The organism is Pseudorhodoferax sp. (assembly GCF_047601025.1).
Classification (GTDB): domain Bacteria; phylum Pseudomonadota; class Gammaproteobacteria; order Burkholderiales; family Burkholderiaceae_C; genus Pseudorhodoferax.
The window spans coordinates 4617208-4641632 of the sequence record NZ_JASGJZ010000001.1; the positions used below are offsets into that span (position 1 = coordinate 4617208).

19 protein-coding genes and 1 tRNA gene are annotated in these 24425 nt (G+C 72.3%); 9 read left to right on the forward strand and 11 right to left on the reverse strand.

What is annotated here, in order from left to right; all coding sequences use genetic code 11:
* Positions 1-23 precede the first annotated feature (23 nt).
* The 10 genes from QM782_RS21420 to tolB all read right to left on the reverse strand — a co-directional run bounded on the left by QM782_RS21420 (position 24) and on the right by tolB (position 10433).
* Positions 24-2525 carry a penicillin acylase family protein gene (locus tag QM782_RS21420; protein ID WP_415204893.1) on the reverse strand — a complete coding sequence of 834 codons (2502 nt, stop codon included), beginning with the start codon at positions 2523-2525 and terminating at the stop codon, positions 24-26.
* Between the two features lie 18 nt (positions 2526-2543).
* Positions 2544-3464, reverse strand: coding sequence for an adenylate/guanylate cyclase domain-containing protein (locus QM782_RS21425; RefSeq protein ID WP_415204894.1), 921 nt, complete (start codon positions 3462-3464; stop codon positions 2544-2546).
* Positions 3465-3525: 61 nt separating this feature from the next.
* Complete coding sequence (locus tag QM782_RS21430; protein ID WP_415204895.1) at positions 3526-4563, reverse strand: LD-carboxypeptidase; 1038 nt, start codon at positions 4561-4563, stop codon at positions 3526-3528.
* Positions 4560-5786, reverse strand: coding sequence for a tRNA adenosine(34) deaminase TadA (gene tadA / locus QM782_RS21435; RefSeq protein ID WP_415204896.1), 1227 nt, complete (start codon positions 5784-5786; stop codon positions 4560-4562). Before tadA ends, QM782_RS21430 begins: the two co-directional genes overlap by 4 nt.
* A gap of 69 nt (positions 5787-5855) precedes the next feature.
* Positions 5856-5931 (reverse strand) — tRNA-Lys (locus QM782_RS21440).
* A 24-nt stretch (positions 5932-5955) separates the two neighbouring features.
* Positions 5956-6762, reverse strand: a complete 807-nt coding sequence (locus QM782_RS21445; protein ID WP_415204897.1) for a ThiF family adenylyltransferase — start codon at positions 6760-6762, stop codon at positions 5956-5958.
* The gene (locus tag QM782_RS21450; protein ID WP_415204898.1) at positions 6759-7718 is read right to left on the reverse strand and encodes a hypothetical protein; all 960 of its coding nucleotides are present in this window, start codon (positions 7716-7718) and stop codon (positions 6759-6761) included. Before QM782_RS21450 ends, QM782_RS21445 begins: the two co-directional genes overlap by 4 nt.
* A 45-nt stretch (positions 7719-7763) precedes the next feature.
* Positions 7764-8561, reverse strand: a complete 798-nt coding sequence (ybgF, locus tag QM782_RS21455; protein ID WP_415204899.1) for a tol-pal system protein YbgF — start codon at positions 8559-8561, stop codon at positions 7764-7766.
* Between the two features lie 4 nt (positions 8562-8565).
* Positions 8566-9108: a peptidoglycan-associated lipoprotein Pal gene (gene pal / locus QM782_RS21460; RefSeq protein ID WP_415204900.1), complete on the reverse strand. Its 543-nt coding sequence runs from the start codon at positions 9106-9108 to the stop codon at positions 8566-8568.
* Between the two features lie 32 nt (positions 9109-9140).
* Complete coding sequence (gene tolB / locus QM782_RS21465; RefSeq protein WP_415204901.1) at positions 9141-10433, reverse strand: Tol-Pal system beta propeller repeat protein TolB; 1293 nt, start codon at positions 10431-10433, stop codon at positions 9141-9143.
* A 270-nt stretch (positions 10434-10703) separates the two neighbouring features.
* Here tolB and QM782_RS21470 point away from each other — a divergent pair, with 270 nt between their 5' ends.
* Genes QM782_RS21470 through QM782_RS21485 form a run of 4 tightly spaced genes read left to right on the forward strand, consistent with a single transcriptional unit; the run spans position 10704 to position 15736 of the window.
* Entirely contained in the window at positions 10704-11927 is a 1224-nt protein-coding gene (locus tag QM782_RS21470) for an O-antigen ligase family protein (RefSeq protein ID WP_415204902.1), read from the forward strand.
* Positions 11924-13747, forward strand: a complete 1824-nt coding sequence (gene msbA / locus QM782_RS21475) for a lipid A export permease/ATP-binding protein MsbA (protein WP_415204903.1) — start codon at positions 11924-11926, stop codon at positions 13745-13747. The genes QM782_RS21470 and msbA overlap by 4 nt, the downstream gene beginning before the upstream one ends.
* 7 nt (positions 13748-13754) lie before the next feature.
* The gene (locus QM782_RS21480) at positions 13755-14525 is read left to right on the forward strand and encodes a glycosyltransferase family 2 protein (protein ID WP_415204904.1); all 771 of its coding nucleotides are present in this window, start codon (positions 13755-13757) and stop codon (positions 14523-14525) included.
* Positions 14525-15736, forward strand: coding sequence for a CynX/NimT family MFS transporter (locus QM782_RS21485; protein WP_415204905.1), 1212 nt, complete (start codon positions 14525-14527; stop codon positions 15734-15736). Before QM782_RS21480 ends, QM782_RS21485 begins: the two co-directional genes overlap by 1 nt.
* A gap of 37 nt (positions 15737-15773) precedes the next feature.
* Here the strand turns inward: QM782_RS21485 and QM782_RS21490 are convergent, their stop codons facing one another.
* Positions 15774-17108 (reverse strand): NAD(P)/FAD-dependent oxidoreductase, encoded by a 1335-nt coding sequence (locus tag QM782_RS21490; RefSeq protein WP_415204906.1) that lies wholly within the window; start codon positions 17106-17108, stop codon positions 15774-15776.
* Positions 17109-17337: 229 nt separating this feature from the next.
* Between QM782_RS21490 and QM782_RS21495 the strand changes: the two genes are divergently transcribed.
* The 5 genes from QM782_RS21495 to QM782_RS21515 all read left to right on the forward strand — a co-directional run bounded on the left by QM782_RS21495 (position 17338) and on the right by QM782_RS21515 (position 24420).
* Positions 17338-17862, forward strand: coding sequence for a sigma-70 family RNA polymerase sigma factor (locus QM782_RS21495; protein WP_415204907.1), 525 nt, complete (start codon positions 17338-17340; stop codon positions 17860-17862).
* Entirely contained in the window at positions 17850-18866 is a 1017-nt protein-coding gene (locus QM782_RS21500; RefSeq protein WP_415204908.1) for a FecR domain-containing protein, read from the forward strand. Before QM782_RS21495 ends, QM782_RS21500 begins: the two co-directional genes overlap by 13 nt.
* Before the next feature lie 145 nt (positions 18867-19011).
* Positions 19012-21483 carry a TonB-dependent siderophore receptor gene (locus QM782_RS21505; RefSeq protein ID WP_415204909.1) on the forward strand — a complete coding sequence of 824 codons (2472 nt, stop codon included), beginning with the start codon at positions 19012-19014 and terminating at the stop codon, positions 21481-21483.
* A gap of 44 nt (positions 21484-21527) precedes the next feature.
* Positions 21528-22259: a hypothetical protein gene (locus tag QM782_RS21510; protein WP_415204910.1), complete on the forward strand. Its 732-nt coding sequence runs from the start codon at positions 21528-21530 to the stop codon at positions 22257-22259.
* Positions 22260-22311: 52 nt separating this feature from the next.
* Entirely contained in the window at positions 22312-24420 is a 2109-nt protein-coding gene (locus tag QM782_RS21515; RefSeq protein ID WP_415204911.1) for a TonB-dependent siderophore receptor, read from the forward strand.
* Positions 24421-24425: the final 5 nt, after the last annotated feature.

The following is a 24425-nucleotide window of genomic DNA, read 5'->3' on the forward strand; positions in this document are numbered from 1 at the left end:
GTTCGGGGGCTGTGTTGAACGTTTCACGGAACGAGTAGCAGTGTATGCGCAACGTCGGGGGGCTCCATCGCCAGCCGGCGGTAACGCACCTGTGCCCACTCCTGGGCCATGTCGCGGTAGCGGCCCGAGAACACCAGCCCGCTCTGCCCGGTCTGGTAGATGAAGCGGGTCTGCTCCAGGTCGGCCAGGTCGTAGATCGCCCGCAGGGCGGCGGCATGCCGGTTCGCGAACGGCTGCTTCGCGTCGCCGGGCAGGTACTGGCCGACGTTGACGGTGAAACCGTCGCCGCCGGTCGGCACGCGCACGTCGAACCAGCGCGCCAGCAGCGCCACGCTGCCGAACGGCCGGTGGCTGCTGACGGCCGGGTGCGCCTGGTCCCAGCGCCAGCGCGCGATGTCCGGGCCGTAGGCGGCGGCCAGGCGTGCGAGCGCGCGGTCCAGCGCGCGGTCGACCTGTTCGGCGCAGCGCAGCGGCGTGCACCACCAGCCGTCGTGCGCGGCCAGCGCGGTTTCCACCAGGCTGCGGAACTGGCGCTTGCCGTACAGCGCGTCGAAGCGTTCGCGGCCCAGGTGCGGGATCAGCAATCCGCGCGTCAGTTCGTCCACCCACGCGGCGAAGATCAGCGGCTGCGGACCGTCGCCGCGCATGGTGCCGTCGAAGCCCTGCAGCTGCCGCAGCGCCGGCCGGGCCAGCGGATGGCTGCCCGTGGCCTGCTGCAGGTGCGGCAGCAGCCGCTGCGTGGCCAGCGACAGCAGGTCGGCCTGCATGCGCGCCGCGCTGTCGACGTCGTGCCGCGGCGTGGCCGCCAGCATCTGCACGATGCGGTCGAAGCGGTCGGGGAAGGCCCAGTCCTGGCCGATGAAATGGGGGTAGCCCGGCGGCGTCGGCCGCTGGTTGGCGTTGGCGATCCAGACCGGTCCGTCGGCCGGCTGGCCGCCCTGCCCCACGCCGCTTTGCGGCGTCTCGGCATAGGGCAGCCAGCCAGCCCATGCGTAGCGCGGGTCCCAGCCGGGCGCGGGGGCGATGCCGCGCAGGTCGTTGTCGGCGCGGCGCAGCGGCACGCGGCCGACGGCCTTGTAGGCGATGCGGCCCTGTGTGTCGGCCATCAGCACGTTCTGCATCGGCGAGTGGTGGTCGGCGAACGCGGCCAGCAGCTCGTCGACGCTGTGCGCCATGTTCGCCCGCAGCATGGACAGTGCCGTCGCGTTGTCCGGCTCCAGCGCGCTCCAGCGCAGCGCGAGCACGTAGCGGCTGGTGTCGAGCAACTGGCCGTGGGCGGCCTGGGCGTCGCTGAGCACCGGGCCGTGGCGGGTGCTGCGCACCGCGTGGTGCACGTCGGCACGGCCCTTGACGCGGATGACTTCCGTGCGCCGCGTGAATGGCGCCCAGGCCGGCCGGCCCTGGGCGTCGTCGATGCGGTAGGACTGCGGGTCGTCCGGCTTGATCTGCTCCAGGTACAGGTCCTGCACGTCAGGGCCGGTGTTCGTGAAGCCCCAGGCCGCGGTGCGCGTGCGGCCCAGCACCACGAACGGCAAGCCGGGCAGCGTGGCGCCCGCCACGTCCAGGCCCGGCGCCTGCAGGCGTGCGACGTACCAGATCGCCGGCGCGCTCAGGCCCAGGTGCGGATCGTTGGCCAGCAGCGGCTTGCCCGAGGCCGTGCGTGCGCCCGAGACGACCCAGGCGTTGCTGCCCTTGCCTTCCGCCAGGCCGGCGTCGCGCACGAAGGCCCGTGACCAGGCCTGCGCCGCGGCATGCAGCGCCGGCGCGATGGCGGGCGGCCCGGCCTGCCCGTTCTTCGCCGGCGCGGCCGGTGGGGACGCACGGTACACGCCGAGTCCGCGGTACAGCGCTGCGAGGTCCACGTCCGTGGCCGGTGGCTCGCCCGGATACGGCGGGAACAGTTCCCACAGGCGCTGCGTGTCGACCACCTGCGCCGACGACAGCCGCGCGAACTCGTTGCCCCAGTTGCCGCCCAGGTCCAGCGCCATCATCAGCGACCAGCCGACGCAGTCCTCGGCCTCCCAGGCCGGCCCCTGCTCGCCCGGCCGCACGCCGAGGACCAGGAACTCCGGCGACAAGGCCTGCGTACGGTGCGCATAGAAGGCGCGCACGCCGGCGGCATAGGCCTGCAGCGCGGCCTGGGCCTGCGGCGCCAGGCGTTCGAACTGCCGCCGCGCGGCCGGCATGATGCCCAGGGTGCGGATCAGCTTGTCGGTCTCCAGCGTCGCCTCGCCGAGGATCTCGGACAGCGTGCCGTGCATGACCCGGCGGTTGAATTCCAGCTGCCAGCCGCGCTCCTGCGCGTGCACGAAGCCGAGGGCGAACCAGGCGTCGCGCGGCGTGCCGGCCTGCAGGTGCGTCACGTCGGCCGCATCGCGCAGTACCCGGACTTCGGCCTGCAGGCCCGGGAGCTGCAGGCGGCCGTCCAGCGCGGGGAAGCTGCGCCAGACGTACAGGCCCAGCGCCACGAGGACGGCCAGCGCCGCCAGCACCAGCACGGTGGCCAGGCGCCCGAGCCAGACCATGGCGTGCCGGCCGCGGCCCTAGCGCACGGTGCTGCCGGTGCTGATCGCGAACGAGACGGTGGGCGCGCCGATGTCGCCCAGCGGCACGCCGAGCGCGATCTCGCCGGCACCATGCAGTTGGCATTCGTCGCGCCGCAGCGCGACGTCCGAGTCGCTGCCGGCGAAGCGCACCCAGGTGCCGAAGCTGCTCAGGTCCACCAGCACGAAGCTGCCGTTGCGGTGTTCAATACGGGCATGCAGCCGCGAGACGCGCGGGTCGTTGACGACCAGCTCCGCATGTTCGTTGCGGCCCAGGTGCACCGGCATCTCGTGCGCATGGAAGCGCAGCGACACGTCCAGGTGGCGCAGCTGGATCTGGCCTTGCGGCGATTCCGCCGGCATGTGCGGCAGCACGGCCTGCTGGGTCAGGAAGTCGGTGGCCACGTCCTCCTCCCATTCGACCTTGTAGAGCGCCAGCGGCTCGGTCTTGCCGCGCAGGGTGACCGAGCCCAGGCTGCGAAAGCGCAGGCCGGCCGCGTCGTCGACCGCCTGCACCACGGATTCGGTGGCCCAGATCTCGCCGCCGCCGGCCAGGTCGCTGAGCCGCGCCGCCACGTTGACCGCGTCGCCGTAGCAGTCGCCGTCGACCTCGACGACGTCGCCGCGCGCCACGCCGGCCTTGATGCCCATGCGGATCGACGCGGGCCACTTCTCCAGCCGGATGTGGTGGCCGCGCTGCATCTGGACCACGGAATCGACGGCGCCCAGCGTGTCCTGGAACAGGGCCAGCACGCCGTCGCCCAGCATCTTGACGACACGGCCGTGGTGCGCCTCGCAGACGGCGCCGATCCATTGCGTCAGGCGGGTGATGGCGGCGGTCGCCTTCTCGTTGCCCAGCACCTCGAAGAATGCCGTGCTGTCGGAGAGATCTGCGAATACGACCGTGGCCTGGACGCCCATGGAGCTGTCGTGGTGTGGGGAGGGAACGGCTGCCAGTGTAGGGGATGTCTCCGCGCCCGCCTCAATGGGCGTGGTGGTGGCCGTGCCCCTCGCCGTGCGCGTGGTCGTGCGCATGGTGGTCGTGCGCGCCACCCTCCAGGTGGCCCCAGAACAGCAGCGCCTCGCGCTTGTCCACGACCATCTGCACCGGCGCGCCGACCGGCAGCAGCACCTTGGTCGGCACGTGGCCGAACGGTAGCCGGGTGAACACGGGCACCTTCAGCTGCGTGCGCAGCCAGGCGACGACGGTGTCCAGCCCGAAGCCGCGGTCGTGCGGCGCGGCCTGGTAGCCGGTGAACTGGCCGAGCAGGATGGCCTTCTGGCGCGCCAGCACGCCGGCATGCAGCAGCTGGGTCAGCAGCCGCTCGATGCGGTAGGGATGCTCGTTCACGTCCTCCAGGAACAGCACGCCGCCCTTCACCTGCGGCAGGTAGGGCGTGCCGACCAGGGCGGCGAGCACCGCCAGGTTGCCACCCCACAGCACGGCCTCGCGCAGCGTCCAGGCGGGCGGCGCGTCCTGCGCGTCCGTGGCGCCGGCGCGGCGCGCGCGCGGGAGGGGGACGGGATCGGTGCGGCCGATGCGCCAGCCCGTGCCCTCCCCCTGCCCCAGCAGCAGGTCGTCGAAGCAGGCCTGCATGATCTCGTCGGGCGCCTGCTCCATGCCGAAGTCGGCGCACAGCATCGGCCCGGCCCAGCTGACGGCGCCGGTGCGCGCCAGCAGCGCCAGCTGCAGCGCGGTGAAGTCGCTGTGGCCGACGAAGCGCGTGCCGCGCGCCGCGGCGCGCGCCAGGGCCGGATAGCGGATGCGGTCCAGCAGCCGCGTGATGCCGTAGCCGCCGCGCGAGACCAGCGCCACGTCGGCGCCGCTGGCAGCCGCGCGGTGGATGGCTGCCAGCCGCACGTCGTCGTCGCCGGCGAAGCGCATGCGGCTGCCGAGCGCGGCCTCGTCGACCTCGACCGCGTGCCCCTGCGCACGCAGGCGCTGCACGCCGCGGCGGAAGGCGGCCTTGTCGCGCACGGCGCCGGCGGGGGAGAAGATGTAGATGTGTTTGGACGTCACGCGGGGGAGTATCCCACCGGGAAAACGTCGAGCATGCGCCGTGCGAGCGTGGCGCCGCCGTCCTGGGGGGCGCATGGCGCCAGCGCCGCGGCCGGCCAGTCGGGTGCCTCGAAGCCCTGCGCCGCGATGCGGGCGAAGGCGCGCGGGCCGGCGCGGTGTCCCTGGTCCGGGAAGGGCGCATCGCCCGCCGGCGAGCGCGGCGCGCGGCGGGGCTCCTCGCGCAGCAGGTCGACGACCCGCCCGGCCGGCACCGCCTGCCAGCCCGCCGGCCAGGGTGCCGCGCCGGGCCGCTGCGCGACGGCGCAGGACAGCGCGGCGTCGACGGCCACCAGGCCGCGGCAGCGCGGCGCCTCGCGCAGCGGCAGGTCCAGCGCCAGCAGGCCGCCCGTGCCCTGCAGCACCAGCACGAGGTCGCGCAGGTCCAGCGCCTCGACCAGCTCGCGCAGCACCTGCCGGTGCCAGTCGGCACCGTGCGCGGCCTCCTTCTTCGGCTTGTCGCTGCGGCCGAAGCCCGGCAGGTCCACGGCCAGCACGCGGCCGCCGGCCTGCAGCCAGACCGGCAGCAAGGCCCGGAAGGCATGGCTCCAGCCATGGCGGCCGTGCACGCACAGCAGCGCCGGCCCCTGGCCTTCGTCCAGGACCTGCAGCGCCAGCCCCCGCAGGCTGGGCAGGTCGGCCAGGACCCGGGGCTGCCAGGGAAAGTCCGGCAGCTGCGCGAAGCGCTCGGCCGGCGTGCGCAACGCATCGTCCCGCAGTGGCAGGCGCGCCGGGGCCGGGCCGCGGCGGTCGCGGAAGAACGCTTGCAGCAACGCCCCGCCCTGCCCCGCCAGCACGCCGCCGCGCACGCGCGTATGGTGGTTCAGCCGCGGCTGCGCGAACAGGTCGAGCACCGAGCCTGCGGCGCCGGTCCTGGGATCGGCCGCGCCGTAGACCACGCGCGCCAGCCGCGCATGCAGCATCGCGCCGCTGCACATCGCGCAGGGTTCCAACGTCACGAACAGCTCGCAGCCGTCGAGCCGGTAGTTGCCGAGTGCCTGCGCGGCGGCGCGCAGCGCCACGATCTCGGCGTGCGCGGTCGGGTCGTGGCTGCCGATCGGCGCGTTGCGCCCGGTGCCGACCACGCGCCCGTTCTGCAGCACGACAGCGCCGACCGGCACTTCGCCGGCCTCGGCCGCCAGCCGGGCCTGGGCGAGCGCCAGCTGCATGGCCTCTTCGTCGGTCATGCGGCGCGTGTGCGGGCGGTCGGGGAAGACAGGAGCATCGACGGCACGGCGGATGTCCCATGGGGGAAGTGGTAGGACGTATAGGATTCGAACCTATGACCAACGGATTAAAAGTCCGCTGCTCTACCAACTGAGCTAACGTCCCGCTGCTGTGCAGCAAAGCCAAAGATTATAGCCCGGCGCTGGCCGCCTTCCGGGCGATCTGGTCCAGCACCCAGCCTGCGGCGCACTGGCCGAACGTGGCCGTCACGCTGACCACGGAGCCGTAGCCATGGCAGTTCAGCGAGCCGTCGCCGGCGATCGCGCAGGACGGGTCCGGCGGCGCCACGGCCTCGCGGCTGAACACGCAGGGCACGCCGATGCGCCGGCCCTCGCGCGGCGCGCCATGGTGCTTGCGCAGGCGCTGGCGCAACTGGGCGAGCAAGGGGTCGTGCGTGACCAGCGCCAGGTCCTCGATCTCGACGCGGTGCGCCAGGCGCTTGCCACCGGCCGCGCCGACGCTGACGAACCACCGGCCGGCGGCGGCCGGCGCGCGGGCCCACGCCGCCATCGCCGTCTTGGCCGCGAGCTGGTCGCAGGCGTCGATGACGGCCGTGCAGTCCGGCGGCAGCAGCGCCGGCCAGTTGTCCGGCGTCACGAACTCCTCGACCGCGTGGACGCGGCAGCCGGGATGGATCTGCGCGATGCGCTCGGCCATGGCCAGCACCTTGGCCTGGCCCAGGGTCGTGCTCAGCGCATGGATCTGGCGGTTCACGTTGGACTCGGCCACGTGGTCCAGGTCGACCAGCGTCAGCTGCCCGACGCCGCTGCGCGCCAGGGCTTCGGCGGCCCAGGAGCCGACGCCGCCGATGCCGACCACCGCCACGTGGGCGCCGCGGATCGCGGCGGCGCCGGCGACGCCGTACAGGCGCTCCAGGCCGCCGAAGCGGCGCGCCAGGTCGGCATCGGCCATGTCCATGGGAATAGGGGTGTTCATGCGGCGAGCAGGTTGTCGAGCCAGGTGCGGATGTCGTGCGGCGCCAGCAGGGCCGGCCGCGGCGGGTCGAACGGCTGGGCCATGAAGTGCCGCAGCGCGTCCCGGTCCACCCGGTCGCCGATCACCAGGACGCGGTGCGGATCGAAGAAGGCATCCTCGCGTGCGGACGGCCGGTTGGTGACGATCTTCCTGCGCAGGAACAGCGCCTCGACGCTGCGCAGGGTCGGGCCGGACTGGTGCTCCTGGACGATCTCCACCAGGCAGCCGGCCTGCTGGCTGCGGCGCACGTTGTCGGCGTAGGCGATCCAGTCCTGCGCCAGATGCGCCTGCTCCTGCGGCGTGTAGGCCCTGTGCCGGTCGCCGACGATGTGGAAGCTGGGGCGCATGCCGAGATCCCCGATGGCGGCCTTGAGTTCCAGCAGGATGGCGAGCCGCCCCTTGTCCACGCCGGAGAAATAGAAGTCGCAGCGCGCCTGCGTCCCGGTCGGTGGCGGCGCGACCTTGCGGTACGGCTGCGGCACCAGCCGAAGGCCGTACCGCGCGGCGTCGCGGCCGTCGAAGGTGTGGATGCTGCGGACGAGGCGCTTGATCCTGGCGAGCTGGCGCACGCTGCCGGCGGCATCCCCCTTGAGCCTGGCGATCGGATTCCACAGGAACACGTGCATGTCGCGCGTGGCGATGTACTTCGCGAGGTTGGCGATGTTGCGGGTGTTCTCGATCGCGAAGAACAGCACGGTGTCGGCCGGCGTGATGCGCCTGAGCTGCCGGCCGACCCGCGGGTCCGGATAGAGGGCCAGCCGGGTGCGGGGCAGCAGCGACTCGACGCCCCGCCCGATCCGGCCGAGCACCGTGGCCGGCATTTCCGGATAGCCGATCAGCTCCGTGCCCTCGCCGACGCCGCCCTGCAGGATGAAGGCGGCCAGCTCGGACTCGGAGTTGTACAGGATGTAGCGCATGGCTTGGCGTGCGGGCGGCCCGCCCGCGGAGACCTGGCGGCGCTATCAGCGCATCTTGGCCAGCCGGTCCTTGGCCGCCACCGCGGCCTCGGACTGCGGATACACCTTGATCAGGTCTTCCAGCGTCTTGCGCGCGCCGCGCACTTCTTTGAGTTCCAGCTGGCAGTTCGCGATCGACAGCGCGGCTTCGGGCGCGCGCGGATGGTCGGGCGCCGCCGCCAGCAGGCTCTTGAAGTTGGCGATCGCGGCCTGGTAGTCGCGTGTCGCGTACTGCGCGTTGCCGAGCCAGAACAGCACGGACGGCCGGTAGCCGCTCTGCGGATAGGTCTTCAGGAAGCCCGTGAACGCGTTGCCGGCGCCGGCGAAGTCGCCCTTGCGGAACTGGGCCAGCGCCGCGTCGTACTCGCGTGCCTCGGCCGGGTCGGCGACGAACTCGCGCCCGTCCACCGTGACCTTGGCCGGCTCGAACTTGCGCAGCCGCTCGTCCACGCCCTGGGCGATGTCCTTCTGGCGGCGCTGCATGTCGGCGAGGTCGCGCGCGAGCTGCTCCTCCTGCCCGCGCGACTTGGCCAGGTCCGTGCGCAGGCCGTCGATCTGCGCCTGCAGGTCGAGCAGGCTGCGGCGCAGCTGGGCGTTGTCCTCGCCCAGCCGGCGCAGTTCCTCGGCCTGCTTCTGCTGCGCGGCCTGCATCGCGTCGTGGCGCTGGCGCAGGTCCAGGATCGCGCGCCGCGCCTCGTCGTCGCTGAACAGCGCGTGCGCCGGCATGCTGCCGAGCAGCGCGATGCCCAGGCACGCCGCCATCGCCGCGCGCGCACCGGCCCGCATCACTGCCGTCGTGCGCATGCCGTCAACGGTAGGTGATCTCGGCGCGGCGGTTCTTGGCGTAGGCGTCCTCGGTGGAGCCCGTCACCGCCGGCTTCTCCTTGCCGAAGCTCACGGCCTCGAGCTGGCCGTCGGCCACGCCCAGCAGGACCAGGGCGCGGCGCACGGCCTCGGAACGCTTCTGGCCCAGCGCCAGGTTGTATTCGCGGCCGCCGCGCTCGTCGGTGTGGCCTTCGATCACGGCGTGGCGGTTGCGGTCGGACCGCAGGTAGCGGGCGTTGTTCTCGACCGTGGTCTGCTGGTCGGCGCGGACGCCGTAGCTGTCGTAGTCGAAGTACACCGTGCGGGCGCCGGCCGGGCTGGCGGCCAGGTCGCCGCCGGACTTGCTCAGGTCCACCGGCGCCACGCTGCTCTGTCCGACGCTGCCGGCGCCGGCCCCGGCGTCCGCGCCGATGGCCGCAGCCGACGTGCCGGTCTTGTCCTGCACCGGCACGTCGTCGAGTTTCACGGGCGAACTGCAGCCGGCCAGAGCGGCCGCCACGATCGCGGTCAGAACGAACTGTTTCATTTGCACACTCCCCTTTTCCATCAAAGAAAAACTCATGCCCGCAGGAACGGTCCCCAGTCCGGCTCGCGGATGTCGCCCGCCTGCCCGGCCAGGCGCGCCTTGATGCGGCCGTCCAGCGTGGTGGTCATCAGCGCCTCGCGGCCGTTCTGCACGGTCGCGTAGACCATCAGCTTGCTGTTGGGCGCGAAGCTCGGGCGCTCGTCGGCCGACGTGTCGGTGATCCCGGTGACGGTGGACGTGGCCAGCTCCATGACCTGCAGGCGGAAGGCGCCGCCGTTGCTGCGCGTGACGTAGGCCAGCCAGCGGCCGTCCGGGCTCAGCGCCGGCGAGATGTTGTAGCTGCCGCTGAAGGTGACGCGCTCGGCGCCGCCGCCGCCGGCCGGCATGCGGTAGATCTGCGGCGCGCCGCCGCGGTCGCTGACGAAGTACAGGCTCTTGCCGTCGGGCGAATAGGCCGGCTCGGTGTCGATGCTGCTGGACTGCGTCAGCCGGCGTGGTTCCCCGCCACCGCCGGCGTCGATCGCGTAGAGCTGCGAACCGCCGTCGCGCGTCAGCGTCACGGCCAGCGTGCCGCCGTCGGGCGACCAGGCCGGCGCGCTGTTGGAGCCGCGGAAGTTGGCCACCAGGCGCCGGCGGCCGGACGCCACGTCGTGCACGTAGACCACCGGCTTGCGCGACTCGAACGACACGTAGGCCAGCTGCCGCCCGTTCGGCGACCAGGCCGGCGAGATGATGGATTCGGGGCTGGCCAGCGCGGTCTGGCTGTTCTCGCCGTCCGCGTCGGCCACCCACAGCGTGTAGCGCTGCCCCGCGCGCGTGACGTAGGCGATGCGCGTGGAGAACACGCCGCGCTCGCCGGTCAGCTTCTCGTAGACGTAGTCGGCGATGCGGTGGGCTGACAGCCGCAGGTCGGCCTGCACCACGCTGTAGCTCTGGCCGCCCAGGTCCTGGCCACGCACCACGTCCCACAGGCGGAAGCGCACGTCGTAGCGCCCGTCGGCCAGCCGCGCGACGCTGCCGGTCAGCAGCGAATCGGCGGCGCGCTGGCGCCACAGCGCCATGTCGGGGCGCGAGGCCTCGTCGAGCGAGGCGCCCGAGGCATCGACGCCGCGGAACTGGCCGCTGCGCTCCAGGTCGGCCTGCACGATGGCCGCGATCTTCTGCGGCGACTGGTCGTCGCCGCGGAAGGTGGCGACGGCGATCGGCAGCTGGGTCAGGCCCACGCCGCTGATCTCCACGCGGAACTGGGCCCACGCCGGAGCCGTACCGGCCAGCGCCAAGCCCGCAAGACAGTGCCGGCGCCGGGAAGAGAACTCAGATTGCATGGGAGGGAATGTAGTGAAAGCGAACCGATGGTGTCCGATCGACCCCGGAAGTTCCTAGTTTCGAATTGTGCGTGCCGGCCGGGGCGACTGGCCCACACCCTTGTGGCACAACGACGGCAGCAGCCCCCACGGGGCCGGGAGGATAGCAGAGTCGCCCCGGGCTTTCCGGCCCGCGGCCGGGACGATGCTTCGGCCGATAATGGCGCCGCCGGCGGGCGTCCGACGCTCCGCCGATCTGCACGCGGCATGCCCGCTTCCGATGGACCGTCTTTGAATCTTCGTCTCGTTCTCGCGTGCCTGCTGGCCCTGGCGGTAGGCCTGCCCAACGCTGTCATCAGCGTCGCCAAGGCATTGGCGGTGACCAGCGCGATCTTCATCCTGCTGTGGCCTGCGCCGCGCGGCCCGGCCGACGCCGCCGTGGCGCGGCTGCGCACGCCGCTGGCCGTGGTCGTCGCGCTCGGCTACCTGGCGCTGTCGCTGTTCTGGACGACCGTGCCCAGCGACGAGGCCCTGTCCGCGCTGGGCAAGCACGGCAAGCTGATCATCGTGCCGCTGCTGGCCGTGCTGCTGCGCACGCGGCGCGAAGCGCTGATCGCGCTCGGCTGGTTCGCAGCGGCGCAGATCCTCACCGTGGGGAGCTCCTGGGCGCTGGCGCTGGGCCTGCCCGTGCCCTGGGCGACCTCGGCGGAAGCGCGATGGGACCATTCGGTGTTCACCAACTACCTGGCGCAGTCGATCATGACCGCCGTGGCGGCGGCCGTGTGCTGGCACCTGCGGGGCTACCTGCCGCGTGCCTGGATGCGCGCCCTCGCGGCCGGCGTGGCCGTGCTGGGCCTGGGCAGCACGCTGTTCCTCATGCCCGGCCGCACGGGCTACGTGGTCGCGATCGCCATGGTCTCGCTGGCCGTGCTCTGGCAGCTGCCGGCCCGGCTGCGCCCGGCCGGCCTGCTGGCGCCGGTGCTGCTCGGCGCCGGACTGCTGCTGGCCTCGCCCCAGCTGCGCGACCGGGTCGACCTGGTGCGGCAGGAGAGCCTGGCGTTCGCGAGCCGGTCGGAGAACCAGACCTCCACCGGGGAGCGGCTGAACTACTGGCACCGCTCGCTGCAGGCCATCGCCGAGCGGCCGCTGACCGGCTTCGGCCTGGGCAGCTTCAACCAGCAGTACAACCGGCTCGACGCGGGGCGCGGCAACCCGGCCACCTTCGTCGTGCGCAATCCGCACCAGGAATTCCTGCTGTGGGGCGTGGAGGCCGGCCTCGGCGCGGTGCTGGTACTGTGCTGGCTGCTGCTGAGCCTGTACCGCGACCTGCGCCTGGGCGAGCCGGCCGCCGCGCGCGCCGGCGTGTCGGTGCTGGCCGCCCTGGTGATCTCCTGCATGTTCAATTCGACCCTTTTCGACGCCACCATCGGCGACTTCTTCTGCGTCGTCCTCGGCCTGCTGATGGCGCTGTGCCTGCGCACCGCGTCGCCCGACCCGGTGGGACGGCCCGCATGAGCGCCGCCCGGCCGCCCGAAGAGGCGCGCACCGCAGCCGGCACGGGCGAAGGTCCTCCATCGAGCGCCGCGGCCGAACCGGCCCGCAAGGCCTCGATCGGCCAGCGCCTGCGCCGCGTCTGGCCCTATTTCCGCTCGGCCCGCACGGGGTGGGTGCTGCTGGTGCTGGCCACGGCCGTGGTCGCTGGCACCGAGCCGATGATCCCGGCCCTGCTCAAGCCGCTGCTGGACAAGGGCTTCCAGCGCGAGGGCCTGCCGCTGTGGGCCGTGCCGGCCGCGCTGATCGGCCTGTTCGGCCTGCGCGGGATCGCCGCGTTCACCGCCAACTACGCGCTCGGCCGCATCACCAACCAGGGCCTGCTCACGCTGCGGCGCGAGATGTTCGCCAAGATCCTGAGCGGCGACCTCGCGTTGTTCCAGCACCAGTCGGCCAGTTCGCTGGCCAACACCGTGGTCTACGAGGTGCAGACCGGCTCGCAGGTGCTGGTCGGCGCCATCATGGCCTTCTCGCGCGACAGCCTGACGCTGGTCGCGCTGGTCGGCTACCTGCTGTACCTGAACTGGAAGCTCACGCTGATCGTGGCGCTGCTGATCCCGGCCATCGCCTGGGTCATGGGCGTGCTGTCGCGGCGGCTGTACACGCTCACACGCGCGAGCCAGAGCTCCACCGACGCGCTGGCCTACGTGGTCGAGGAGAACGTGCTGGCGCACCGCGACATCCGGCTGCAGGCCGCCCAGGCGCTGCAGCAGCGGCGCTTCGACGAACTCAGCGCGCGGCTGCGCCAGCTGTCGATGAAGTCGGTCGTGGCCTCCTCCATCATGTCGCCGCTGACGCAGATGCTGGTGGCCGTGGCCCTGTCGGCGGTGATCGCGATCGCGCTGCTGCAAAGCGCCGACGGCGGCACTTCGGTCGGCAGCTTCGTGGCCTTCATCACGGCGATGCTGCTGCTGGTGGCGCCGATCAAGCACCTGTCGGAAGTCGCCAGCCCGGTCACGCGCGGCCTGGCCGCGATCGAGCGCGGGCTGGAGCTGATGCAGCACACCGCCGACGAGCGCGGCGGGCATTTCGCGCTGGCGCGCGCGCGCGGCGACATCCGGCTGCAGGGCGTGACGGTGCGCTTCCCCGGTGCGCCGCAGCCGGCGCTGGACGCACTGGACCTGTCGATCGTCGCCGGCGAGACCGTGGCGCTGGTCGGCGCCTCGGGGGCCGGCAAGACCACGCTGGTCAACCTGCTGCCGCGGTTCCTGGAGTCCACGGCCGGTCGCGTGGAGCTGGACGGCCATGCCGTGCAGGACTGGGACCTGGCCGCGCTGCGGCGCCAGTTCGCGGTCGTCAGCCAGCACGTGGTCATGCTGAACGACAGCGTGGCCGCCAACGTGGCGCTGGGCCAGCCGCTGGACCGCGAGCGGCTCGCGCGCTGCCTGGCCGACGCCAACCTCGACCGCATGGTCGCCGAGCTGCCGCAGGGCATGGACACGCTGGTCGGCCACAACGCCGCCCAGCTGTCGGGCGGCCAGCGCCAGCGGCTGGCGATCGCGCGCGCGCTGTACAAGGACGCGCCGGTGCTGATCCTGGACGAGGCGACCTCGGCCCTGGACACCGAGTCCGAGCGCGCCGTGCAGTCCGCGCTGCAGCGGCTGATGCAGGGCCGCACCACCGTGGTCATCGCGCACCGGCTGTCCACCGTCCAGCACGCCGACCGCATCGTGGTCATGGAGGCGGGCCGCATCGTCGAGGCCGGCACCCATGCCGAGCTGCTGGCGCAGGGCGGCGCCTACGCGCGGCTGTACGGGCTGGGCCTGCCGGATGATTCGGAATGAGGGAGCCATGCCCACGCTGACCGTGATCATCGCCGCCAAGAACGAAGCGGCCAACATCGCCGACTGCGTGCGCTCGGCCCGCTTCGCCGACGAGGTGCTGGTGCTGGACTCGGGCAGCACCGACGGCACGCCGGAACTCGCCGCGGCCGAAGGCGCCCGCGTGGTCGCCACGGACTGGCCGGGCTACGGCCCGCAGCAGGCGCGCGGCATCGCGATGGCCCGCGGCGACTGGGTGCTGTCGCTGGACGCCGACGAGCGCATCGGCGAGGAACTGCGCAAGGAGATCCTGCAGGCGATCGGCTCCGGCGCGGCCGACGGCTACCGGCTGCCGCGCCTGTCCAGCTTCTGCGGCCAGTTCATCCACCACAGCGGCTGGCGGCCCGACTACACGCTGCGCCTGGTCCGGCGCGAGAAGGCCGGCTTCACCGCGCATTTCCTGCATGCCCACATGACGGTGGACGGCAGCACGCGCGACCTGCGGCACAGCCTGGTCCACTACAGCTACCGCGACCTGGACGACGTGCTCGAGAAGCTGAACCGCTATTCGAGCGGCGGCGCGCGCGACCTGCACGAGCGCGGCCGGAGCGGCTCGCTGTCCAAGGCCGTCACGCACGGGCTGTGGGCCTTCGTGCGCACCTACCTGGTGCGCCAGGGCTTTCGCGATGGCCGGCAGGGCTTCATCCTGGCGGTCTACAACGGCGAGATGGCGTTCTACAAATACCTGAAGCTGGCTGCGCTGCAGCGAGCACCGGCGGACCGCGATCCGCCCCGCCCCTGATGGCGGACCGACCGATGCCCGGGCGCGCCGCCGGGCGGCGCATCGAGCCGGCCCTGGTGGTGGTGCTGGGCGGCGTCGCGGCGGCGCTGCACGTGGGCAAGCTGCCGCCGGCGATCCCGGTGCTGCGCGAGGCGCTGCAGCTGTCCCTGGTGCAGGCCGGCTTCCTGCTCTCCCTGGTGCAGGTCGCCGGCATGGCGCTGGGGCTGGCCGTCGGCCTGGCCGGCGACAGCCTGGGCCTGAAGCGCTGCATGACGGCCGGCCTGCTGGTGCTGGGCGCGGCCAGCCTGGCCGGCGGCCTGGCGCAGGACGCGGCCACGCTGCTGGCGCTGCGCGCCGTCGAGGGTTGCGGCTTCCTGCTGGCCGCCACGCCCGCGCCCAGCCTGATCCGGCGCGTGGCCGCGCCGGGCGAGCTGGACGCCAAGATGGGCCTGTGGGGCGCCTACATGCCGCTGGGCACGGCGCTGGCGCTGCTGGCCGGCCCGCTGCTGCTGCCGCGCATCGGCTGGCCCGGCTGGTGGTGGCTGCTGGCGGCGCTGTCGCTGGCGATGGCGGCCTGGCTGTGGCGGGCGCTGCCGCCCGACCCCCTGCGCACGGGCGCCGCATCCGCCGGCTGGAAGGACCGGCTGCGCCGCACGCTGGCCGCGCCCGGCCCCTGGCTGCTGGCGCTGGGCTTCGCGGTCTATTCGGGCCAGTGGCTGGCGGTGGTGGGCTTCCTGCCGACCATCTACGCCCAGGCCCGCGTCGGCCCCGCCGCGGCCGGCGCGCTGACGGCGCTGGTGGCCGTCGTCAACATGGTCGGCAACATCGGCGCCGGCCGGCTGCTGCGGCGCGGCGTGGCCGCGCGCACGCTGCTGCGGGCCGGCTACGCCGCCATGGCGCTGGGCGCGCTGCTGGCCTTCCTGCCGGCGCTGGACTTCGGCCCCGCCGCGCGCACCGGCGCCGTGGTGCTGTTCTCGATGCTCGGCGGCATGGTGCCGGCCACGCTGTTCGCGCTGTCGCAGCGGCTGGCGCCAGGCCCCGACACGGTCTCCACCACGGTGGGCTGGATGCAGCAGTGCTCGGCCGTCGGCCAGTTCCTCGGCCCGCCGGTGGTGGCCTGGATCGCCCGGCAGGCCGGCGGCTGGCAATGGACCTGGGCCGCCACCGGGCTGTGCAGCCTGGCCGGCATCCTGATCGCCGGCCGGCTGGCCGGCCTGCAGCCCCGGCGCTGAGCGCGTGCCGCGCTGGCGCCGCGACGCCGGCAGTTCCTCAGTGCAGCTTCACGTGCGGCTCGGTGCGCCGCGTGATCAGCCGCGCCAGCGTGTCCAGCGCCACCTTGGCGTAGCCGTGCAGCGCCAGCTCGTGCATCTTGTAGAGCGAGACGTACATGATCTTGGCGAACCAGCCTTCGACCATCAGGCTGCCGCCGACCAGGCCGCCCATCATGTTGCCCACGGTGCTGAACTCGCCCAGCGAGACCAGCGAGCCGAAGTCGCGGTAGCGGTAGGGCTTGAGCGGCTGGCTGGCCATGCGCCGGCGGATCTGGCCCAGCATGTGGCTGGCCTGCTGGTGCGCGGCCTGCGCGCGCGGCGGCACGAAGCCGCCCTTGCCGCCATCGGCCTCGGGCCAGGCGCACTGGGCGCAGTCGCCCATCGCGAAGATGTTCTCGTCGCGCGTGGTCTGCAGCGTGGGCAGCACGGCGAGCTGGTTGATGCGGTTGGTCTCCAGGCCGCCGATGTCCTTCAGGAAGTCGGCCGCCTTGACGCCGGCCGCCCAGACCACCAGTTCGGCCGGCAGCACCCGGCCGTCGGCCAGCCGCACGCCGTCCGGCAGCACCTCGGCGACCTTGGCGCCGGTGTAGACGGCCACGCCCAGCTCGTCCAGCAGCCGCTCGGTGGCCGCCGAGATGCGCGGCGGCAGCGCCGGCAGCACGCGGCCGGCCGCCTCGATCACGCTGACGCGCACGTCCTTCTCGGCGTCCACGCGGTCCAGCCCGTAGGCCACGACCTCGCGCGTGGTGCGGTGCAGCTCGGCCGCCAGTTCCACGCCGGTGGCGCCGGCGCCGATGATGGCGACCTTGAGCTGCTCGGGGCGCAGCGGCGTGGTCTGCGCATGGGCGCGGATGCAGGCATTGACCATGCGCGCGTGGAAGCGCTGCGCATCGGCCTTGGACTCCAGCTTCAGCGCGTGCTCGCGCACGCCGGGCGTGCCGAAGTCGTTGGACAGGCTGCCCACGGCCAGCACCAGGGTGTCGTAGACGAAGGCGCGCGCGGGGGTGACTTCATGGCCCTCCTCGTCCCGGTACGGGGCGACGTGCACCTCGCGCCGCGCGCGGTCGATGCCGGTCAGCTCGCCGAGCCGGAAGCGGAAGCCGTGCCAGTGCGCCTGCGCCAGGTAGTCGACCTCGTGCGCGCTCATGTCCATGCTGCCGGCGGCGATCTCGTGCAGCTTGGGCTTCCAGACGTGCGTGCGGTTCTTGTCGATCAGCACGACCTCGGCCCGGCCGCGCCGGCCCAGCGTGTCGCCGAGCCGCGTGGCCAGCTCCAGGCCGCCGGCGCCGCCGCCGACGATGACGATGCGGTGCTTGGAAGAGGTGTCGTTCATGGGTGGCCTCATGGCTTGCAATGGGTCTCCGCGATGCGCCGCGCCGGCTGCCCCGGCCATCCCGGGCCGTCCGCGGCGGCGCATTGTCGTTGCCGGCCCCGGATCGCGGACCTGGGGCCTGCCCCGATGTTGCGGGCATGCTGGTGTTGTCCTAAAATACGAATCAGTCTCATCACTATTGTTGGGCAGGTCTTTTCGCAGATCGGGCACCTGCCAGGAAGTCGTTGCCATGTCGGCCGCCGAACATGTACCCCGGAGCGACGTGCAGACGCTCTATCGTGACCACCACGGCTGGCTGCGGGACTGGCTGCGCGCCAGGCTGGGATGCACCCACAACGCCGCCGATCTCGCGCACGACACCTTCGTGCGCCTGCTGAGCCGCAGGGAGCCCGCCAACCCGGTCGAGCCGCGCGCCTACCTGGCCACCATCGCGCACGGGCTCGTCGTGGACTTCCACCGGCGGCGGGCGCTGGAGCGCGCCTACCTGGACGCGCTGGCGGTGCTGCCCGAGCCCCGGATGCCCTCGCCTGAAGCGCGGGCCATCGTGCTCGAAGCCCTGGTCGCCATCGACACCATGCTCGATGGCCTGAAGCCCGCCGTCCGCGAGGCCTTCATCCTCTCGCAGCTGGACGGCCTGACCTACGCGCAGATCGCCGCCCGGCTGGGCGTGACGGTGCGCACGGTCAACAACTACATGCTCAAGGCGCTGGAGCACTGCTACCTGATCGTGGCCGAGGGCCCGTGCTCGAGCTGACACCGGCCGAAGGCACGGCCGCCCCCTCCGCGCGCGGCGAAGCCGAGGTCCGCAAGGAGGCGGTGGCCTGGTATGCCCGCCTGTGCTCCGGCGAGGCGACCGAGGCCGACCGCGACGCCTGGAAGCGCTGGCATGCGGCCCATCCGGACCACCAGCGCGCATGGCGGCATTTCGAGGCCCTGCAGGCCACGCTGGACCGCGTGCCGGGCCACATCGGCGCGACGACGCTGCAGGCGGCGCGGCGCAGCCGGCGCCGGGTGCTGCTCGGCCTCGCCGGCCTGGCGGGCAGCGGCGTGCTGGCCAGCCTGTCGTGGCGGCTGTCCGGCGGCGCAGGCGGCCTGCGCACCTGGCTGGCCGACTACCGCACGGGCCCGGGCGAGCAGCGCTCCGTTGTCCTCGCCGACGGCTCGCAGCTGACGCTGAACACCCGGACCGCCGTGGACCTGGCCTTCGACGCCGCGCGCCGGCTGGTGGTGCTGCGCGAGGGCGAGATCCTCGTGCGCACGGCCCGCCCCGGCCGCGGCTCGGGCGGTGCCAAGGACGCCCGCCCGTTCACGGTGCAGACGCCGCAGGGCCGGATCCTCGCGCTCGGTACGCGCTTCACTGTCCGCAGCGACGAGGCGCGCACCGTGGTCGGCGTGCTCGAGGATGCGGTGGAGATCCGCGCCGCGGAGGCGCCCGGCCAGGCGCTGCGGCTGGAGGCCGGCCAGCAGGCCGTCTTCACCCGGGATCGCGTAGGGACGCCGCAGCCGGTGGAGCCCGTGTTCGTCGACTGGCCGGGCGGCAGCCTGGTCGTCGACGGCTGGCGGCTGGAAGACGTGGTCCGCGAGCTCGCGCGCTACCGCCGCGGCCGCCTGGACTGCGACCCGGCCGTGGCCGGCGTCCGGGTGTCGGGCGTCTTCCCCCTCGGGGACACGGACAAGGCGCTGGCCGTCATCACCCGCGCCTTCCCGGTGCGCGCGAGCGGGATGACGCGCTACTGGCTCACCCTCGTGCCGGCCTGACGGCACCTGCCGCCGGGCCGCCGGCGCCCGTACCCGCCGCACGGGGCCGCCGAATTTTTTTCGGCGGCGGCTTTCATCTTTTCCGGTTTCGTTCGGCTCACTCGATGACATCCCTCATCCGTGATCCATGCCGAAGGAACGCCGAATGCATACGCCCGCCTCACCGCGACCCGCCCGAGCGGCGGCGACCTGCCTGCTCGCCGCCACGATGGCGCTCGCCACCGCCGCCCGCGCGGCCGAACCCGCCCCGGCGCCCGGCCAGGGCGCCGCCAGGGCCTACCAGATCGAAGCCGGGCCGCTGGCCGCCGTGCTCGGCCGCTTCGCCGCGGCGGCGGGCGTGGCGCTGTCCTTCGACCCGGCCAGCACGCAGGGCCTGCGCTCCGGCGGCCTGCAGGGCAGCCACACCGTGGGCACGGGCTTCGCGGCGATCCTCGCGGGCACCGGGCTGGAGGCGGTGGAAGGAGGCCCGGGCGAGTTCGTCGTCCGCAAGGCCGCCGCTGCTACCGTCGCCGTCCAGCAGGCGTCCGGCGCCGAAGCGGCCGCCCTGCCCGCCGTCCGCGTCGTGGCGCGCGCCGCGCCGGTGCCGGCCGACGCCGACGACCGCTACCAGCCCACGCCCGATGCCTCGACCCTGCGCACGACAGCGCCGGTGCTCGACATCCCCCAGGTGGTCAACGTGGTGCCGGCCCAGGTGATCCGCGACCAGCGGCCGCGCAACATCGACGACGCGCTGGTCAACGTCAGCGGCATCACGCAGGGCAACACCCTGGCCAGCACGCAGGACACCATCATGAAGCGCGGCTTCGGCGGCAACCGCGACGGTTCCATCATGCACAACGGCATGCCGCTGGTGCAGGGCCGCGGCATGAACGCGGCCGCCGAGAGCGTGGAAGTGCTCAAGGGGCCGTCCTCGCTGCTGTACGGCCTGATGGACCCGGGCGGCGTGATCAACGTGGTCAGCAAGAAGCCGCAGCTGCGCCAGCGCACGGCCCTGTCGCTGCAGGGATCGGGCTACGCCGGCGGCCGCGACGGCGCCGGCGCCACGCTGGACACCACCGGCCCGATCGGCGAGAACGGCCTGGCCTACCGCCTGATCGTCGACCACGTGGACGAGGACTACTGGCGCAACTTCGGCACCCACCGCGAGACGCTGGTGGCGCCCTCGCTGGCCTGGTACGGGGACGACACGCAGGCCGTGCTGTGGTACGAGTACCGCCGCTACGTGACGCCGTTCGACCGCGGCACCGCGCTGGACCCGCGCACCCAGCGCCCGCTGGACCTGCCCAAGACGCGCCGGCTGGACGAGCCGTTCAACCAGATGACCGGCGAGACGCACCTGGGCCAGCTGTCCGTCGACCACCAGCTCGGCGGCGGCTGGGCCGCGCACCTGAACCTGAGCTACAACCGCGAGACCTACGACGCCGGCCAGCTGCGCGTCAACGGCGTCAACACCACCAGCGGCACGCTGCAGCGCAGCAACGACGCCACGCACGGCGCGCTGAGCACGGACAGCTACGGCACGGCCTACATGGACGGCACGCTGCAGCTCGGCGGCATGCGCCACGACCTGCAGTTCGGCGCCGACGCCGAGTACCGCCTGATCTACCGCGCCGACCTGCTGCGCCAGGCCACCCGCAACACCTTCAGCTACCTGTCCCCGGTGTACGGGCTGGAGACGCCGTCGAGCACCGTCTCGGCCAGCGACAGCGACCAGACCGACCGGCTGCACAACCAGTCGCTGTTCCTGCAGGACAGCGTCCACCTGGACGAGCGCTGGATCCTGGTGGGCGGCCTGCGCTACCAGTCCTGGCGGCAGACCGCGGGGCGCGGCCGCCCGTTCGTCGCCAACACCCAGGCCGACGGCTCGCGCTGGCTGCCGCGCGTCGGGCTGGTCTACAAGCTCAGCGACGAGGTCTCGTTCTACGGCAGCTACAGCCAGTCGCTCAAGCCCACCTCCACCATCGCGCCGCTGGCCAGCGGCAAGGTGATCGACGCCTCGGTGGCGCCGGAGGAAGCCAAGTCCTGGGAAGTCGGTGCCAAGCTGGACCTGCCCGGCCAGCTGACCGGCACGCTGGCGCTGTTCGACATCCGCAAGAAGAACGTGCTGGTGTCGCAGTTCAACGACGTGACCAAGCTGACCGACTGGCGCACCTCGGGCGCGGCGCGCTCGCGCGGGCTGGAGGTGGACGTGGCGGGCCAGCTGAGCAGCCGCTGGAGCGCCATCGCCAGCTACGCCTACGTGGACGCCAAGACCACGGAGGACCCGCTGTACGCGGGCAACCGCCTCTGGAACGTCGCCCGGCAGACCGCGTCGTTCTCGGCCGTCTACGACTTCGGCCCCGTGCTCGGCGGCGAGGGCCGGCTGCGCGTGGGCGGCGGCGCGCAGTACGTCGGCCGGCGCCCCGGGGACTCGGCCAACTCCTTCTGGCTGCCGGGCTACACCGTGGCGAACGCCTTCGCCACCTACGACACGCGGGTGGCCGGCTACAAGACCCAGTTCCAGTTCAACGTGAAGAACCTGTTCGACCGCACCTATTACCCGTCCAGCGCCAACACCTACTTCATCTCGATGGGCGACGCACGCCAGATGCTGCTGCGCGCCACGGTGGAGTTCTGAGCCACCGTTCTTCCCCACCCATGCTTCACCCGGAAAACCCCTCCATGGACCACCAGGACCCCTCTTTCCCCTCCCGCCGCTCGGCCCTGCTGCTGGCGGCGGGCGGCCTGCTCGCCGGCGGGCTGCCGGCACCGGCCTTCGCCGTGCCGCCCGCACCGCCCAGGAAAGTGCTGCTGGTCGTGCGCGTGGAAGGCAAGAGCCTGCCGATCGACCAGAAGATCCAGCAGTACCTCGCGGCGCGCGGCTATGCGGTCACCCTGCACAGCCAGTACGCGCCGGTGGACGCCGCGCGCGACGCCGACCTGGTGATCCTGTCGTCCACCATCCGCTCGCACGACCTGCTGGGCGCGTACCGCCACGTGCCGGTGCCGCTGCTCACCTGGGAAAGCGACCTGCTCGACGACCTGGCGATGGCCGGCAAGCGCGCGGGCACCGATTTCGGCACCGTGGAGAAGGACCGCTACGTGTGGCTCGTCAACGCGCCGCACCCGATGGCCGCCGGCCTGCCGGCCGGCGTGGTCGACGTCTACGAGAAGCAGGCGCCGATGAACTGGGGCAAGCCCGGCCTGGGCGCCACCATCATCGCCACGCTGCACGGCCAGCCCGAGAAGGCCGCCATCTTCGGCTACGAGAAGGGCGCCACGATGGACTACGAATCGCTGGCGCCCGCGCGCCGCGTGATGTTCTTCCTCGACAACGAGACCTTCCCCAACCTCTCCGCCGCCGGGCTCAAGCTGTTCGACGCCGCCGTCGACTGGGCCCTGAAATCACGCTGATTCCGCCGCCCTGCCACCTCCCGTCCATGTTCAGACACACCAGGAATCCCGCGTGATCTCTTCCTTTCGCATGCATCCCGGCGTTTCCGGCTCCTGCGTTTCCCTGGCACTGGCCGCCGCGCCGATGCCGGGCTGGGCGCAGGCGGCCGACCCGTCGGCCGCCCAGCTGCAGACCATCCAGGTCCAGGCCGACAAGTACCAGAACAACGAAACCAACTACGTGGCGCGCACCGCGGCCGGCGTGCTGCGCTCGGACGCGCCCCTGTTCGAGACGGCGCAGTCGATCAGCGTGGTGACGAACCGGCAGATCGAGGAAAAGCAGATCAAGACGGTCGCCGAGGCGCTGGAGGGCGTCGCCGGCGTGTCTTCCGGCGCCTACGGGCGGCGCGGCTGGGACGATTTCATCATCCGCGGGCAGATCTCCACCGCGCAGACCTACGTCGACGGCCTGCGCGCACAGACCTCCACCAACGTGCTGCGCTCCGAGGACATCTTCGGCATCAGCTCCATCGAGGTGGTCAAGGGCCCGACCTCGGTCGGCTTCGGCCTGGCGCTGCCGGGGGGCCTGGTCAACCTGACCACCAAGCGCCCCCAGGCGGAGACCGCGTACCGCGCCGGCCTCAGCCTGGGCAGCTATGCGCTGAAGGAAGGCACCCTCGACCTGAACTATGCGCCCCGGGGCAGCCGCAAAGGCGCGTTCCGCCTCGTCGGCCGCGTCTCCGACCAGGACGACCCGACCGACTACGTGTACTTCAGGAACCAGTACCTCGCCGCCTCGTACAACTTCGACCTGGACGGCAGGAACGACCTGTCGCTCATCGCCAGCTACCAGCACCGCAACTACATCCGCAACCAGGGGATCCCGGCGAACTACCAGGCCTACGGGCGCCACATCTTCATCGGCGAGCCGGACCGGCACTACGACGTGGACGTCTACCGCGTCGGCTCCAACTACGCGCACTACTTCGACGACGACTGGGTGTTCCGGCAGAACCTGGCGGTGACGAAGGGCAGCAGCTGGAGCGATTCCGTGTTCGCGGCGGCGAACGCCCGGTTCCCGCGGGTCGCCCGGCAGGTCAACTACCAGGACAAGCAGGACCTCAACATCGCGCTGGACAACTACCTGCAGCGCAGCTTCAAGCTCGGCCGCGTCGACTACGAGCTGGTCGCGGGCGTCGACATGATGCGCGAGCGCAGCGACTACTACCAGCGCATCGACAACGTGAATCCGCTCGACGCGGACCACCTGGTCTACGGCATCACGTCGGTCCGGCCCGGCAATCCCTCCCGCAACCTGACCTACAACCAGTACGCCGGCCTGTACCTGCGCAACACCTTCAAGATCGACGACGCCTGGATCGTCGGCCTGTCCGGCCGCCACGACTGGACGCGGGTGGAGATCCGCGACCAGCTGTCCGGCAACGTCACGGCCAACGCCGACAACGCGTTCACGGGCAGCGCCTCGGTGATGTACCGCATCAACGACTTCCTGGCGCCCTACGTCAGCTACTCGACGTCGTTCATGCCGGTCACGGACACGGGCGTCAACGGCAGCCTGCTGAACCCCGAGGAAGGCCGGCAGACCGAGATCGGCGTGAAATTCCAGGCGTTCAGGCAGCGGCTGCAGGGCTATGTCGCCGTCTATGACCTGCGGCGCCGGAACGTGACGGAATACGACGCCACCGCGGGCTATTCCATCCAGACCGGCGAGCAGACCACCAAAGGCTTCGAGGCGGAAGTCACCGCCGCGCTGACCAGCCAGTGGAACGCGTCGGCGGCCTACAGCTACATCCCGACGGCGAAGACGACCCAGAGCCTGACGGCGAGCGAGATCGGCAAGCGCACCAACCATGTGCCGAAGAACGCGGGGTCGGTCTCCACGCAGTACTACTTCCAGCCGGACCGGCTCGGCTGGAACATGGGGGCCGGCGTCCGCTTCCAGGGCGCGCGCACCGCGCAGCGCGGCGCCTACTTCGTCGATCTTCCCAAGTACACCCTGTTCGACGTGAACCTGGGCTACGAGCAGGCATCGTGGAGCGTGAACCTGGGCATCAAGAACCTGTTCGACAAGGACTACATCCAGGGCACGACGCCGAACGCGCAACTGCTCAGCTTCGGCAGCCCGCGGACGCTGCTCCTGGCCGCGAAGATCAAGTACTGATCCCG